The sequence below is a fragment of the Azoarcus sp. L1K30 genome, from assembly GCF_018122735.1.
Taxonomy (GTDB): Bacteria; Pseudomonadota; Gammaproteobacteria; order Burkholderiales; family Rhodocyclaceae; genus Parazoarcus.
This window is the reverse complement of record NZ_JAGRRD010000001.1, coordinates 3726331-3740814: the sequence shown is the minus strand read 5'-3', so window position 1 is coordinate 3740814 and position 14484 is coordinate 3726331. Positions and strand designations below refer to the sequence as shown.

14 protein-coding genes are annotated in these 14484 nt (G+C 63.5%); 6 read left to right on the top strand and 8 right to left on the bottom strand.

What is annotated here, in order from left to right; translation table 11 throughout:
• Positions 1 to 2: 2 nt before the first annotated feature.
• The 4 genes from J5J83_RS17160 to J5J83_RS17145 all read right to left on the bottom strand — a co-directional run bounded on the left by J5J83_RS17160 (position 3) and on the right by J5J83_RS17145 (position 3789).
• Positions 3 to 1232, bottom strand: a complete 1230-nt coding sequence (locus tag J5J83_RS17160; protein WP_212351165.1) for a cyclopropane-fatty-acyl-phospholipid synthase family protein — start codon at positions 1230 to 1232, stop codon at positions 3 to 5.
• Positions 1232 to 2026 (bottom strand): DUF1365 domain-containing protein, encoded by a 795-nt coding sequence (locus tag J5J83_RS17155; RefSeq protein WP_249115769.1) that lies wholly within the window; start codon positions 2024 to 2026, stop codon positions 1232 to 1234. Before J5J83_RS17155 ends, J5J83_RS17160 begins: the two co-directional genes overlap by 1 nt.
• A complete protein-coding gene (locus tag J5J83_RS17150; RefSeq protein WP_212351164.1) occupies positions 2026 to 3363 on the bottom strand; it encodes an FAD-dependent oxidoreductase in 1338 nt (445 codons plus the stop codon). Before J5J83_RS17150 ends, J5J83_RS17155 begins: the two co-directional genes overlap by 1 nt.
• Before the next feature lie 186 nt (positions 3364 to 3549).
• Positions 3550 to 3789: a hypothetical protein gene (locus J5J83_RS17145; RefSeq protein WP_212351163.1), complete on the bottom strand. Its 240-nt coding sequence runs from the start codon at positions 3787 to 3789 to the stop codon at positions 3550 to 3552.
• Positions 3790 to 3877: 88 nt separating this feature from the next.
• On the opposite strand from J5J83_RS17145, the gene J5J83_RS17140 reads away from it, so the two are divergent.
• The 4 genes from J5J83_RS17140 to J5J83_RS17125 all read left to right on the top strand — a co-directional run bounded on the left by J5J83_RS17140 (position 3878) and on the right by J5J83_RS17125 (position 7953).
• On the top strand, positions 3878 to 4789 hold the full coding sequence (locus J5J83_RS17140) for a MerR family transcriptional regulator (protein ID WP_212351162.1): 912 nt from the start codon (positions 3878 to 3880) through the stop codon (positions 4787 to 4789).
• A gap of 258 nt (positions 4790 to 5047) precedes the next feature.
• Entirely contained in the window at positions 5048 to 6622 is a 1575-nt protein-coding gene (locus J5J83_RS17135; RefSeq protein WP_249116049.1) for a Na/Pi symporter, read from the top strand.
• Positions 6619 to 7527 (top strand): tRNA glutamyl-Q(34) synthetase GluQRS, encoded by a 909-nt coding sequence (gene gluQRS, locus J5J83_RS17130; protein ID WP_212351160.1) that lies wholly within the window; start codon positions 6619 to 6621, stop codon positions 7525 to 7527. The genes J5J83_RS17135 and gluQRS overlap by 4 nt, the downstream gene beginning before the upstream one ends.
• Before the next feature lie 12 nt (positions 7528 to 7539).
• A complete protein-coding gene (locus tag J5J83_RS17125; protein WP_212351159.1) occupies positions 7540 to 7953 on the top strand; it encodes a CoA-binding protein in 414 nt (137 codons plus the stop codon).
• A 27-nt stretch (positions 7954 to 7980) separates the two neighbouring features.
• Here the strand turns inward: J5J83_RS17125 and clsB are convergent, their stop codons facing one another.
• From clsB to J5J83_RS17105, 4 genes are all read right to left on the bottom strand, one after another.
• Entirely contained in the window at positions 7981 to 9138 is a 1158-nt protein-coding gene (gene clsB / locus J5J83_RS17120) for a cardiolipin synthase ClsB (RefSeq protein ID WP_212351158.1), read from the bottom strand.
• Positions 9135 to 9884: an endonuclease/exonuclease/phosphatase family protein gene (locus J5J83_RS17115; RefSeq protein WP_212351157.1), complete on the bottom strand. Its 750-nt coding sequence runs from the start codon at positions 9882 to 9884 to the stop codon at positions 9135 to 9137. Before J5J83_RS17115 ends, clsB begins: the two co-directional genes overlap by 4 nt.
• A gap of 32 nt (positions 9885 to 9916) precedes the next feature.
• Complete coding sequence (gene nadA / locus J5J83_RS17110; RefSeq protein ID WP_212351156.1) at positions 9917 to 11017, bottom strand: quinolinate synthase NadA; 1101 nt, start codon at positions 11015 to 11017, stop codon at positions 9917 to 9919.
• An 86-nt stretch (positions 11018 to 11103) separates the two neighbouring features.
• Entirely contained in the window at positions 11104 to 11556 is a 453-nt protein-coding gene (locus J5J83_RS17105) for a rhodanese-like domain-containing protein (protein WP_212351155.1), read from the bottom strand.
• Positions 11557 to 11635: 79 nt separating this feature from the next.
• Here J5J83_RS17105 and J5J83_RS17100 point away from each other — a divergent pair, with 79 nt between their 5' ends.
• A complete protein-coding gene (locus J5J83_RS17100; protein WP_212351154.1) occupies positions 11636 to 12823 on the top strand; it encodes a cation diffusion facilitator family transporter in 1188 nt (395 codons plus the stop codon).
• A gap of 206 nt (positions 12824 to 13029) precedes the next feature.
• A complete protein-coding gene (gene glnA, locus J5J83_RS17095; RefSeq protein WP_212351153.1) occupies positions 13030 to 14439 on the top strand; it encodes a type I glutamate--ammonia ligase in 1410 nt (469 codons plus the stop codon).
• Positions 14440 to 14484 lie beyond the last annotated feature (45 nt).

Genomic DNA, 14484 nt, shown 5'->3' with positions numbered 1-14484 from the left:
GCTCAACGGCCTGCTGCACGAGCGAAGGTATAGTGGCGAACGTCGATGTCGCCGGCCCTGAATCCCGCCTCGCAGTATGCGAGATAGAAGCGCCACATGCGCAGGAAGCGCTGCGGAAAGCCCAGATCCGCAATCTCCGCCGCGCGTGCATCGAAGGCTTCGCGCCAGCGCGCCAGCGTCAGTCCGTAGTCCGGCCCGAAACCGAAGTCGTCCACAATCTCGAGCCCGGCCCGCGCGGCCTGCCTGCGCACCGACTGCGGGCAAGGCAGCATGCCACCGGGGAAGATATGGCGCTGAATGAAGTCGGTACCCCGGCGGTAGCGTGCGAAAAGATGATCGGCAATGGTGATCGACTGCACCACGCAGCGCCCACCCGGCTTGAGCAGGGCCGACAGCTGGCCGAAATAGGTCGGCCAGAAGCGCTCGCCCACCGCCTCGATCATTTCGATCGACACCACATGATCGTAGCGCCCCTTGACGTCGCGGTAATCGCACAGTTCGAACTGCACCCGGTCCGAAAAACCGCCGCGTATCGCACGCTCGAGGGCAAAGGCCAGTTGTGATGGCGACAGGGTAATACCCAGTACCCGGCAATCGAACTCGGTTGCCGCCACTTCGGCGAACCCGCCCCAGCCACAACCCACTTCGAGAATGATCTGGCCCGGTCGTGGCGCAAGCTGCTGCAGGATGCGGCGGTACTTGCGCAGCTGAGCGGCTGCGAGGCTCTCGTCGGGATACGCGAACAGGGCCGCGGAGTATGTCATGCCCGGGTCCAGCCAAAGACTGTAGAAATCATTGCCGAGATCGTAGTGGGCCTCGATATTGCGCCGGGAACCCGTTCGGGTATTGGCACGCAGCAGGTGGGTCAGCCGATGCCTGATCAGACGCAGGACCCTGCCATAGATTGCGTCCTGAAGCCGCGCCCGGTTCGACGACAGAAGCGTGAGCAAACCCGTCAGATCCTCGGTGTCCCAGTCACCGTCCATATAGCTCTCGGCAAAGCCGATGTCGCCACGTGCAAGGGCCTCGTCGAATACGGCATGATCGCGTACGCGCAAATGCGCCACCAGCGGACCATGCCCCAGGCGCAGGTGCCGGTTGTCTGGCAGCTCGACGGCCAGTGCGCCGCCTTCGAGGCGATTGAGCATCTCGAGCGCCAGCCGGGTGGGGCGCGGCAGCTTGCCGAGGGTTTCGAGCGCCAACGGGCGCAGTGCAGTGTCGGCAACAGTCATCAGGTCGTCTCCTCGATCGGGGGCTGGGGCTTGCGGTGAAAGCTCACACGCTTGAGTGCGAGCCGCAGGGCCTGCCAGTGAATGCGGGCAACAACGCCCAGCGTCATGAAGGGGTAGCGCAGCAGCCATTTGCCCATTGCGGTGCCGGTCAATGCCTGTGCGCGACCGCCGACACGCGTGGTGAGCTGGTGTTCGCCACCATCCCAGTAGTCGATCGCAACCGCATGCACCGCTCCGCGGCCTTCGAAGCGGAATCGGTACTCCCCCCGAAGCGGCAGGAACGGCGAAACGTGGAACACCTTGCTTGCACGCAGTTCGTCGCCGGTGACGATGGGGCGGCCGTCCGGGTGGCGGACCAGATAGTTGTGGTGCTCGCCGAAAGTGTTGCTGACTTCGGCGAGCACGGCACGGATGCGCCCCGACGCGTCGTGACAGAACCAGAAACTGACCGGATTGAACACATAGCCGGCGATGCGCGGCATGGTCTGCAGCACCACCTCGCCGTCGCACACCTCGGCCACGTCGTGACGCTCGAGAATCTCCCGCAGCCACGGCAGCAGGGGCGAGCCGTCACGCCGGCCGTGATCGCGCCACAGCAGGGAAAACACGTTGAAACGATCGATACCGAGCAGCGGTACGTTCAGCGTCTCGACGCTGCCGAGCGGCACACGCAGGAATGCGGTGGGGTAGACGAAACGGTTGTGGGCGCCGGCGTGACGCTCATGCACCACCGCGCCGAAACACACGGCGGAATCGAGCGCCCCCGGCGTTGCGGGCATCGTGTCCGTGCTCATCACGCACCCGCTCCGGCGCGCACCCCGACGCGGTCTGCATCCCACGGAATCTGAGCGCCCAGACTTTCGGCGACGGCGACCGCTGACCTCAGGCCGTCCTCATGAAATCCGTAACCGGTCCAGGCACCGGCAAACCAGCTGTGATGCCGGCCCTGAATGCACGGCAACGCACGCTGGGCGTCGATCGCGGCCTGATCGAACACCGGATGTGCATAGTGAATAGTGCGAAGAATGCGGTCTGCGCGCGGCGGACGGAAAGGATTGAGCGAGACGACGACCTGGGTTTCGAAAGGCAAGGGTTGCAGGCGATTGATCAGGTAGCTCACCGACACCGGGCGCTCGTCACCACTGCCCGCACCCGCGAGATAGTTCCACGCCGACCACACCTTGCGCCGCTTCGGCAGCAGGGCGACATCGGTGTGCACCACCGCGACATTCGCCTGGTAGTTCACCGCACCCAGCACGCGCCGCTCGTCAGCGCTGGCCTTGCTGCCGAGCAGGGCCAGTGTCTGGTCACTGTGACAGGCGAACACGACTTCGTCGAAGTGCTCCGCGCCCGCTGCCGAATGAATCCACACCCCGAACTCGTCGCGATCCACCCGCCGCACGGGCGAGGACGTGCGCACATCAGCCAGCGACGCTGCCATCCGTGCCACATAGGTGCGCCCGCCGCCGCGTACCGTCCTCCATTGCGGGCGGTCGAACACCTGCAACAGCCCATGGTTGTGACAGAAGCGTACAAAGGTCGCGAGCGGGTAGGCCAGCATGGTACGCGTCGGACAGGACCAGATCGCCGCGGCCATCGGCAGCAGATACCAGTCGCGGAATGCCGCACCATACCGTTCGCGCTCGAGATACTCGCCGAGGCAAAGCTCAGGCACCCTGCCCTCGGCCGCCATCCGCGTCGTGACGCGATTGAAGCGCATGATGTCGCGCAGCATGCCGAGAAAGGCCGGGCGCACAAGATTGGCACGCTGGGCGAAAATCGTGCCCAGATCGGATCCCGCCCATTCGATCGCTGGCGATTCGAGGCTGACACCGAAACTCATCTCGCTGGCGACCGACGACACGCCGAGATGGTCGAACAAGGCGCAGAGATGCGGATAGGTGCGACTGTTGAAGACCAGAAAACCGGTGTCGACCGGATGCTGGATGCCGTCCACCGTGACGTCGATGGTATTGGTGTGACCACCGACCTGTTCGGCGGCCTCGAACAGGGTCACCTGATGGCGCGGCGACAGCAGCCAGGCGGTCCCGAGCCCGGCAATGCCGCCGCCCACGACTGCGATCCGGCGCTGGCCGCCGGTGCCTACCGGGTCGAATTCACCCATGCGCATGATCACGCTCCTGCGGACCCTTGATCCCGGCACGCACGCTGCGATCGGATGCAGCCCGAAAATCGAAAAGGAAGAGATGGTCAGGCGCGTTCACGCAAGTTCCTGTAGCGGATAGGGAATGACCGGTGACGGATCGCGCCACCCGGAAACACGAACTCGATGAAGCCGATCCCATGCGCAAAACCATCATCTGGATCCCCCCCCGACCGGCGTGTCGATGCCGGGGCGATGGATCACCAGCATCAGGCCAAGTCGTTCGTCACTCTCTTTGTCCACGACAAAATTAGTGAGACCGGGTTCGGAAGCCGTGTCGTGCGCACGCATCCAGGCGCTCGCGGGGACCATTAGTGCAATGATCAGAGCAGTCGCAGTGAGCACGATTGCAAGGGACTTGCCGAGCGTTCCAACTGTTTGGCGTTTCATCATTTTTGTCCTAGACAAACGTGTTCGATAAACCTAAGATAGATTCATCGAAACCGCTTGTCAACCGTTTGTCCAAGACAAAAACAAAGACATGTCCAATCTTGAAACCGTCTTCAACATCGCTGCCGTCGAACGTGACACCGGACTCTCGAAAGACACGCTGCGCGTCTGGGAGCGCCGCTACGACTTTCCGAAGCCGGGTCGGGATGCGAACGGTGAGCGCGTCTATCCGCAGGAGCAGGTCGACAAGCTGCGCCTGATCCGACGACTGCTGGACCTCGGCCAGCGTCCGTCAAAAGTCATCCCGAGCACGTCCGCGGAGCTCACCACGTTGCTCGAGTCGTATCGCGCTACGTCCGCCCCCGGCACACCGGCCGTCGTCGAGCAGGAACTGATGCAGTACGTGAAACTGCATCGCAGCGGCGAACTGCTGGCGGCGCTGCATCAGGGACTGATGAAACAGGGATTGCAACGCTTCGTTGCGGAAACGATCGCGCCGCTCAACGAGGCGATCGGCGAAGCGTGGGTTCGGGGCGAAATCGACATCCCGGAAGAACATCTTTATACGGAACAGGTGCAGAACATCCTGCGCGGCGCGATTGGCGCAAGCACCACTTCGAACGGTCGCCCCCGCATACTGTTGACTACGTTTCCCGACGAGTACCATATCCTCGGCCTGCTGATGGCCGAGGCCACGCTGGTGCCCGAAGGCGCCTCCTGTCTGTCGCTCGGCACGCGTACGCCGCTGGCCGACATCCAGTCCGCGGCGGTCGGGGGCAAGTTCGATATCGTCGGCCTGTCGTTCAGCGTGGCCTACCCGGCGCGCCATGCGATTGAAGGCCTCGTCGAACTGCGGGACGCCCTGCCGACACATATTGGAATCTGGGCGGGCGGCGCGGCGCTGAAAGACAAGCAGCGCCGGCTGCCCGGAATTCGTGTTGTCACGGATCTCGCCGACACCCTGACGGCGCTGCGCGAGTGGCGAAGCGTGCATTCGACTTGATCCCTGGCGGGGCATTACTTACCGGCGGATGCGCCACCGGGCTGCACAGGCAGTCGCTCAGCCGACCCGCAGCCGCACTCACGCCGACTTGCCCCGGCAGTCCGTGCTCGCCGACAATCATGCGCTCCCGCACGTTAATGCCGACGGAGCCCTCACCTGACTACCCTGCCCCCCTCTTCATTCGAGATCATCGGCGGCCTGATTGGCGGGCTCGGCCTGTTCCTGCTCGGGATGCACCTGCTTACCGACGGCCTCAAGCTGGCAGCCGGTCGCGCCCTCGAAGACCTGCTTGAGCAATGGACCTCCACGCCATTGCGCGGCCTGGGTGCGGGGATGCTGATCACGACCCTGGTGCAGTCATCGAGCGCGGTGACCGTCGCCGGCATCGGTTTCGTAAATGCCGGTCTGTTGTCATTGAAGAACGCGCTATGGGTGATTTTCGGCTCGAACGTCGGCACCACCATGAATGCGTGGCTGGTCGCCGCACTGGGATTCAGCTTCAAGATCGACGCCTTCGCCCTGCCATTCGTCGGCATCGGCGCCGTCATGCTGCTTGCAACGAGCCGCATGCGCCCGCGCGCACTGGGTCAGGCGCTTGCCGGTTTCGGCGTGCTGTTTCTGGGCATTGACGTACTGAAGGACACTTTTTCTTCGTTCGGCAGCGGGATCGACCTGCAGCAGTTCATCATGCCCGGGCTCGGGGGATGGGTCATGCTGGTCGCCATCGGCACCGTAATCACGATCCTGATGCAGGCGTCGGGTGCGGCCATCGCCATCATCATTACCGCCGCCCAAACCGGCCTGTTGAGCACCGAAGCAGCCTGCGCCATGGTAATCGGCACCAATATCGGCACCACGTCGACAGCAATCCTGTCGGCCGTCGGTGCGACCGCCAACGCGCGCCGGCTGGCCGCGGCCCACGTCTTCTTCAATCTGGTCACCGGTGCGGTAGCACTGGTCCTGCTGCCGCTGCTGATCGAACTGCTGGAATGGCTCAGCAACTGGCTTGAGCACCCCGCCACGCCGGCGGTGATGATCGCGATGTTTCACACCACTTTCAACCTGCTTGGGGTCGCGCTGATGGTGCCCTCGGCCCGGCACTTGCTGAGTTTCCTATCGGCGCGCTTCCGCAGCGGCGACGAGGCGGCCGCCCGCCCGCAACATCTGGACGCCAACTCGGTGAGCGTACCCGATCTGGCGCTGCGCGCCCTGCGCATGGAGTTGGCGCGCACGCACGTACTCGCCGGCAACTGTCTGGGCGCGGCAGTGCACATCCCGCCGGATACGACCCTGGTAGAACGCAACGGAGACGCCTTTGCCGCCCTTGCGACCGCAATAGGCACCTATACCCGCAGCGTGACCGCCATCAGCCTGCCACCCGCCCTGGTCGAGGCGCTTGCGCGCAACCTCAGGGCCCTGCAGTATCAGGAGAGTGCGGTTGAAACCGCACGTTCGGCCGCCACCCTGGGCGAGTCCCTCGGCACCCCGCCCGCCCACGGCGTCGATTCGGCGCTCCAGCAGTTCCGCGAGGCAGTCGGTGCACTGGTGGCTGCCTCGGTGCCCGGTCACCAGACATTCAGCAGCGCCGAGGTCGAATCCCTGCTCGCACGCGCAGAAGCGCGCTACGCCGCGCTGAAGGAAACCCTGCTGAGCGCGGGCGCCCATGCAGGCATCGATATCCGCAGCATGCAGGACTGGCTACGCCTGGGCAGCCTGTTGCGGCGGGCGACCGAACAACTCGCAAAGTCTGCACGCACACTGGCCTCGCTCGAAGAGGGTCTGCCGCCTTCCGCCCTCGAAGTCTCGCCAGCCGGAAGCACGGATCACCAATGAACGACCTTGCACCGCCCTATGTCGGCCGTTTCGCGCCCTCGCCCACGGGGCCACTGCATTTCGGCTCGCTCGTGGCCGCGCTCGGCAGCTTTCTGGAAGCACGCCGCCAACGTGGCCGGTGGCTGCTGCGCATTGAAGACGTGGATACGCCACGCACCGTTCCCGGCGCCTCCGAGTCCATTCTGACCACGCTCACGCGTTTCGGCTTTGAGTGGGACGACGACCCCGTCTGGCAAAGCCGTCGCATCCAGGCCTATGCCGCTGCCCTCGAGCAGCTCAAGCGCAGCGGCGCCGTCTTTCCGTGCGCCTGCAGCCGTCGCGAAATGGCCGATTCGGCACTCGCCCGGGACGGCTCCCGGCGTTATCCCGGCACCTGCCGCGACGGTCTGCCGCCCGGGCGCAGCCCCCGTGCCTGGCGCGTGCGCGCCGAAGGTGTGATCCGCTTTGACGATACGGTGCAGGGACCACAGGAAGAAGACCTCGCGCGCGACGTCGGCGACTATGTCGTCCTGCGCGCCGATGGATTGTTCGCCTATCAGCTCGCGGTGGTCGTCGACGACGCAGATGCAGGTATCACGCACATCGTGCGTGGCGCCGACCTGCTCGACTCGAGCGCACGCCAGATTCACCTGCAGCACCTGCTGGGCGTGCCTCAACCAGCCTATGCCCACCTCCCGGTGGCCACCAACGACGCAGGTGAAAAGCTGTCAAAGCAGACACTTGCTCGCGCCATTGATGACCAGCGACCTGCCATCGCACTGGTCGCAGCCCTTCGCTTTCTGGGCCAGAATCCGCCGCCCGACCTTGGACAGGCATCATTGCAGGAGGTGTGGTCGTGGTCGCGCGCGCACTGGCGGCTGGACAAGGTGCCACATCTGCGACATGCGGTCGCCCCCCACTGTTGATAGGACACACCCATGCTGAGTACCGATTCCGAACTGAAACAGCTCCTGATGTCGACGCGGACCATCGCCATCGTCGGCATCTCCGCACGCCCCGAGCGCCCCAGCAATGAAGTGGCCCGGTATCTGCTGGACCATGGCTACACCATCATTCCGGTCAACCCGGCCTGCGACGAAGTGCTCGGCCTGAAGTGCTACCCGAGCCTGCTCGATGTCCCGGTGAAGGTGGACGTGGTCGATGTGTTCCGGCGCCCGGAGGAAGTCGCTCATGTCGTCGACGATGCGATCGCAGCAGGCGCCCGTGCGGTGTGGCTGCAACTGGACGTCATCGCGCCCGAAGCCATCCGCCGCGCCGAAGCTGCCGGCCTGACGACGGTCATGAATCGCTGCACCAAGATCGAACACCGGCGCCTGCTCGCACAGGCCTGAACAGCCCGCCTGTTCCTGGGGAGGGCCTCAGTGCTTTCCGCCGTAGCCCGCGATACCGATGGCCAGCCGCACCCCCTGATATGCCAGCCAACTCAAGGCACGGCGCAGGCGCGGCAGGTGCCGCCAGTCCGCCTGGTGCAACTCCCGGGCCCCTTCGCACATTGCCGCGTCCAGGCTTGCCCGCAACTGGGTGGCAAAGTCGGTATCCTCGATAACCACATTCGCCTCGCGCGCCAGCAACAGGCTGAAAACATCGATATTGCTCGACCCCACCGTCACCCAGCAGCCATCGACCACGGCGACTTTCGCGTGCAGCACGCTACGGTGGTACTCGAAGAGGCGAATGCCGCGCTCGAGAAAGAAGGGGTACAGGGCCCTCGTCGCGTACTGCTGCACCGGATGATCGGCGAGCCCCTGGAGCAACAGGATGATCTTCACCCCCCGCTCCGCCGCGTCCACGAGCGCACGGCGAAACCGCCGCCCGGGAAAGAAATAGGCATTTGCGATCACGATCTCGTGCCGCGCACGCCCGATTGCATCGAGGTAGGCGTTCTCGATGTCATACCGGTGACGCAGGTTGTCGCGAATCAGGAAGGCGGCCCGGATCTGCCCCGCCTCCGTCACCCGTGCAGGCGCGAGAACCGGCACCGCCACCCGGCGCCGGAGACTGGCCCAAGCCACCATCCGCCACAGGCGCTGCGCCGACTCCAGTATCGGCTCGAGCAAGGGCCCTTCGATACGAACAGCATAGTCATAGCGTGGCTGCAGCGTCGCGCCACGCGCGTAGTCATCAACCACATTGATGCCGCCAACGAAAGCGACCCGGCCATCGATGACCGCCACCTTACGATGCATGCGGCGCAGCCGGTGCCTGCGCAGCGACATCGCGCGCAGCTCCATTCGATAGATCAGCACCTGCACCCCGCAGGACACCAGATCGGGCATCAATTCACGCACGAATGCCCGGCCACCGAAGCCATCCACCAGCAGGTGGACCGCAACGCCGCGCGAGGCCGCGCGCACCAGCGCAGCGGCCACTCGGCGCCCGGTATCGTCCGGATCGAAGATATAAGTCTGGAAATAGATCTCGCGGCGGGCGCCCTCGATTTCACCCTCGAGCGCGGGGAAATACTGCAGGCCGTTCTCCAGCAAGACGATCGCATTGCCGCCTGCCAACACGGTCAACGCAGCAACTCCAGGTCGGCCGTCAGCGCGGCGTGGTCGGAGATTTTCGACCACGGTTCACCGAAGTGCACCAGTGCCTGCGTCACCCGGAAACCACGCACATAAATCCGGTCGAGACGAAAAAAGGGCAAATTGCTAGGGAAACTGCGAGGCGGACGACCACCGTCGCGCCCGAACGCTTCGACGAGGCCAAGCCGCCTGCCCAGCAATTCGTCGGCACGGTTGCGCCAGTCGTTGAAGTCGCCGGCAATGATCAATGGCGCCCCATCGGGCGCCAACCGTTCCATGCGTTCGGCGAGAGCCTCCATCTGCCGCCGCCTGCTACCCGCCATCAGACCGAGATGCACGCAGACGCAATGCACCGGCACATCGACGCCGGGCAGCGACACTTCACAATGGAGAAGCCCGCGACGTTCGAAACGGTGGTCGGAAACATCCTGATTATCGGTGCTTAGAATTGCGTGCCGACTGAGGATGGCATTGCCGTGGTGGCCATGGTCATAGACCGCATTGCCGCCATAGGCCGTCTGCTGCCACATGTCCTCCGCCAGAAATTCGTGCTGCGGCCGCTGCGGCCAGTCTGCATGCCGAACCGAATGATGAAGATGGAGGCCCTGCACCTCCTGCAGGAACACCAGGTCGACGTCGAGACTGCGCAGGCGCTCCCGCAGTTCGTGCACGACCATGCGCCGGTTGAACTGCGAAAATCCCTTGTGAATGTTGTAGGTGCAGATGCGCAGCGTCATGGTTGCAGCGCTCCGGCCGCCCGGTCCCGCGGTCAGGACACCGCCAGCATGCGATCCAGGGCGATCCGCGCCAGTTCCGCTTCATGTGCCGGCACCTGGATACGATTCACCACGTTACCGTCGGCCAGGTTCTCCAGCGTCCATGCCAGATGCTGCGGATCGATGCGTTGCATGGTCGAACACATGCACACCGTCGGCGCCATGAACTGGACCGTCTTGCCCTGTGGCTTCATCTCGTCGGCCAGGCGATTGACCAGGTTGAGTTCGGTGCCCACGAGCCAGCGCGTATTGGCCGGTGCCGCCGCGATGGTATTGATGATGTACTCGGTCGAACCGACGTAGTCGGACTGCTGGCACACCTCGAGACTGCTTTCGGGGTGCGAAATCACCAGCCCATCCGGATTGGCGGCCCGCCAGCGCTTGATGTGGCTCTCCTGGAACATCTGATGGACCGAACAGTGCCCCTTCCACAGCAGGATCTTGGCGTTGCGGATCTGCTCATGGGTAAGACCGCCGTATTCGAGGTCGGGGTCCCAGACCACCATCTGCTCGAGCGCAATGCCCTTCTTGAAGCCGGTCCAGCGGCCAAGATGCTGATCCGGGAAAAAGAGGACCTTCTCCCTGCGCGAAAACGCCCAGTCGAGAATCGTGGGTGCGTTCGTCGACGTGCACACGATGCCACCGTGCTCGCCACAGAAGGCCTTCAGATCCGCCGCCGAATTGATGTAGGTCACCGGCGTGATGAACTGATCAGGGGTGTCCAGCACCTCGGTGAGCTCACGCCAGCAACGTTCGACCTTGGCCAGATTCGCCATGTCCGCCATCGAACACCCTGCAGCAAGGTCGGGGAGGATAGCCATCTGACTGGGCTTGGACAGGATGTCAGCCACCTCGGCCATGAAGTGCACACCACAGAAAACGATGTAATCGGCTTCGGTCTGCGACGCCAGGCGTGCCAGCTTGAGGGAGTCGCCGGTGAGGTCGGCATACTGGTACACATCTGCGCGCTGATAGTGGTGGCACAGCAGTACCGCCTTGTCACCGAGACGCGCGCGCGCGGCACGAATGCGTTCATGTGCATCGGCATCCGCCAGGGTGTTGAAGCGGTCGAAACTGATGGTAGCTACTTGCATGAGACAGAACTCGCTCTAGAAATGCCGGCCTTCGCCGGACATGCAAAAACGGATACCCGGCCTCGAACGGCGCACGGGCAAAGATCTCAGCCCTGGCGCCAGGGCAATCCGGCATGCCGCCACCCACCAACCCGATTGCGGTGGCCGCTGGCATCCTTGTCGCCCTCGAAGCCTTCCAGCACGTTGTAGCAATTGCTGTAGCCCGCAGCGATCGCGGTACGCGCAGCCGCATCCGAACGTGCCCCCGAACGGCACATGAACAGCACCACCGCCTCGGGGTCGACCTGATGACGCAACTGGGCGACGAAATTCGGATTCGGCTGCATGCCCGGATAGGAAAGCCATTCGATCTCCACCGCGTCAGGCACGCGCCCGACCCAGTCCCATTCGGCGCGGGTGCGGACATCGACCAACCTGGCCCCCGGTGCGGACTGCCAGATCTGGTAGGCTTCGGCCGGTGTCAGCGCCCCCTGATACGGCAGATTCATGTCAGCAGCCCGCTGATGAGCAAGCTCGAGCAAGGCAGAGAGGGTTCCCATGGCAGCATCCGGCTAGAATTTGGTCTGTAGACACCGAGTATACATCCCCGTTCGGTATACATCCTCCTCCGACAACGACATGCACCCTTCGGAATACCCTCACAACGCTCGCGGCGACGCGAGCGAAGACCTGCCCCTTGCTCGCAGCAGGGGTATTCAACGCGCAACGCTGATCGCGATCGGCACCAACGCTACGTTGACCATCGGCCAGGTCATCATCGGCCTGTTTGCCAATGCGTTCAGTCTGGTCGCAGACGCGGCCCACACCCTGTCGGACCTGGTCACGGACCTTCTCGTACTGCTCGCCGGCCGCCACGGCGCGGACCCCGCCGACAACGACCACCCCTATGGACACGGCCGCATCGAGACAATCACCTCGCTGCTGCTCGGTGCAGTACTGGCCGCGGTCGGCATCGGTTTTCTACTCAGCTCCGGCGTGCGCCTGCAGAACATGAGCAATCTGCCGCCGGTGCATCCCGCTGCGCTGGCCATGGCCATCCTGACGCTGTTCGCCAAGGAAGGATTGTTCCGCTACACCCTTGCAGCGAGCCGCCGGTTACGGGCACCGATGCTCGAGGCCAATGCCTGGCATGCGCGCTCTGACGCCGCCTCTTCGCTGGTAGTAGCGGTCGGCATCGGCGGCAGCATCGCGGGCTATCCCTTCCTGGAACCACTGGCCGCCGCGGTGGTGGGGTTCCTGATTCTGCACATGGGACTCAAGCTTGGGTGGAAGGCGATACGCGAACTGATCGATACCGGCCTGCCCGAAGAGGATGTGGCAAGACTGCGCCTGACCATCGAGTCCACCCCCGGCGTCATCGGCCTGCACGAGTTGAGAACCCGTCGCATGGCCGATCGTGTGCTGTGCGATGCGCATGTCCAGGTGAACCCGCGCATTACCGTCTCGGAAGGGCACCGCATATCCGACAACGTGTACTTCGCCGTTCGCGCTCGGCACCCCGAAGTGAAGGACGTGCTGGTCCATATCGATCCCGAAGACGACGACGTGATGCAGTCGGTACCAGCCGGCCCGCTGCCGGAGCGTGCCACGATCGAAGCAGAAATCGGCGCCCTCATCGGCCCGGACGGCCCCCACCCTCGACGCACCCTTGTTCACTATCTCGGGCAGCGCCTTGAGGTCGACGTTTTCTTTACCCAGGATGAAGCGCCCGCATCAGTCGACGCCCTCAAACAGCGCACGACCGCCTGGATGGCAGCGCATCCTCAGTATCGGCGCATCTCGTTCTTCATCCAGATTGCACCATGATGATGCGCATTGCTGAAATGATCGCACCATTTTCGTGCATTCAGCAATCCATCAGCGTCCATGCAACCGGGAAGCCCCCTTGTGGCACAATGATCTGACGTGAAAGTTTTCGTGGCACGGATACTGCTTTTGTCCGCGTCACCGGAAGTCTGGCCGTTATCCGACTGATCTTTTCGCAATTTTTGCCTCATCTCACAGGAGTGAATATGAACGCTCAAGACGTCATGAAGATGATCCAGGAAAATGAAGTGCGCTTCATTGACCTGCGTTTTACCGATACCCGCGGCAAGGAACAGCACGTCGGCCTGCCGGTTTCGGCATTCGAAGAAGATCACTTCGAACACGGCCACCCGTTCGACGGCTCGTCGATCGCCGGCTGGAAGGGCATCCAGGCGTCGGACATGATCCTCATGCCGGAACCGAGCTCGGCCTACATCGACCCGTTCTTTGACGAAACCACGCTGATCCTGACCTGCGACGTCATCGAACCGTCCGACGGCAAGGGCTACGACCGCGACCCACGCTCGATCGCCAAGCGCGCCGAGGCTTACCTGAAGAGCACTGGCATCGGCGACACCGCCTTCTTTGGCCCGGAGCCCGAGTTCTTCATCTTCGACGCCGTCGAATGGTCGGTCGATATGTCCGGCGTCTACAGCAAGGTCATCTCGGAAGAAGCGGCCTGGTCCACCGCAGACAAGTTCGAAGGCGGCAACACCGGCCATCGCCCGCGCGTCAAGGGTGGCTACTTCCCGGTTCCCCCGGTCGACAGCCTGAATGACATTCGCGCCGCAATGTGTCTGGCACTCGAAGCTGCCGGCGTGCCGGTCGAAGTTCACCACCACGAAGTGGCCAACGCCGGCCAGTGCGAAATCGGCACCAAGTTCAGCACCCTGACCCAGCGTGCCGACTGGACCCAGGTCCTGAAGTACATCGTGCACAACGTCTCGCACCAGTACGGCAAGACCGCCACCTTCATGCCCAAGCCCATCGTCGGCGACAACGGCTCCGGCATGCACGTGCACCAGTCGATCTGGAAGGATGGCCAGAACCTGTTCGCCGGCAATGGCTACGCAGGCCTGTCCGAGACCGCGCTGTACTATATCGGCGGCATCATCAAGCACGCTCGCGCACTCAATGCAATCACCAACCCGGGCACCAACTCGTACAAGCGCCTGGTTCCCCACTACGAAGCGCCGACCAAGCTGGCCTACTCCGCCCGCAACCGTTCTGCCTCGATCCGCATCCCCTACGTCGCCAACCCGAAGGGCCGCCGTATCGAAGCACGTTTCCCGGATCCTCTGGCCAACCCCTACCTGTGCTTTGCCGCACTGCTGATGGCAGGTCTGGACGGCATCCAGAACAAGATCCACCCGGGCGATCCGGCTGACAAGAACCTCTACGATCTGCCGCCGGAAGAAGATGCGCTGATCCCGACCGTGTGTACCAGCCTCGATCAGGCCCTCGAGTACCTCGACAAGGATCGCGACTTCCTGACCCGTGGCGGCGTGTTCTCGAACGACTTCATCGACGCCTACATCGCGTTGAAGCAGGAAGAAGTCGATCGTCTGCGCGTCACCACGCACCCGGTTGAATTCGACATGTACTACAGCCTGTAATCTCCGGATCACATCGGCATTGAAGGGACGGGCATTGCCCGTCCC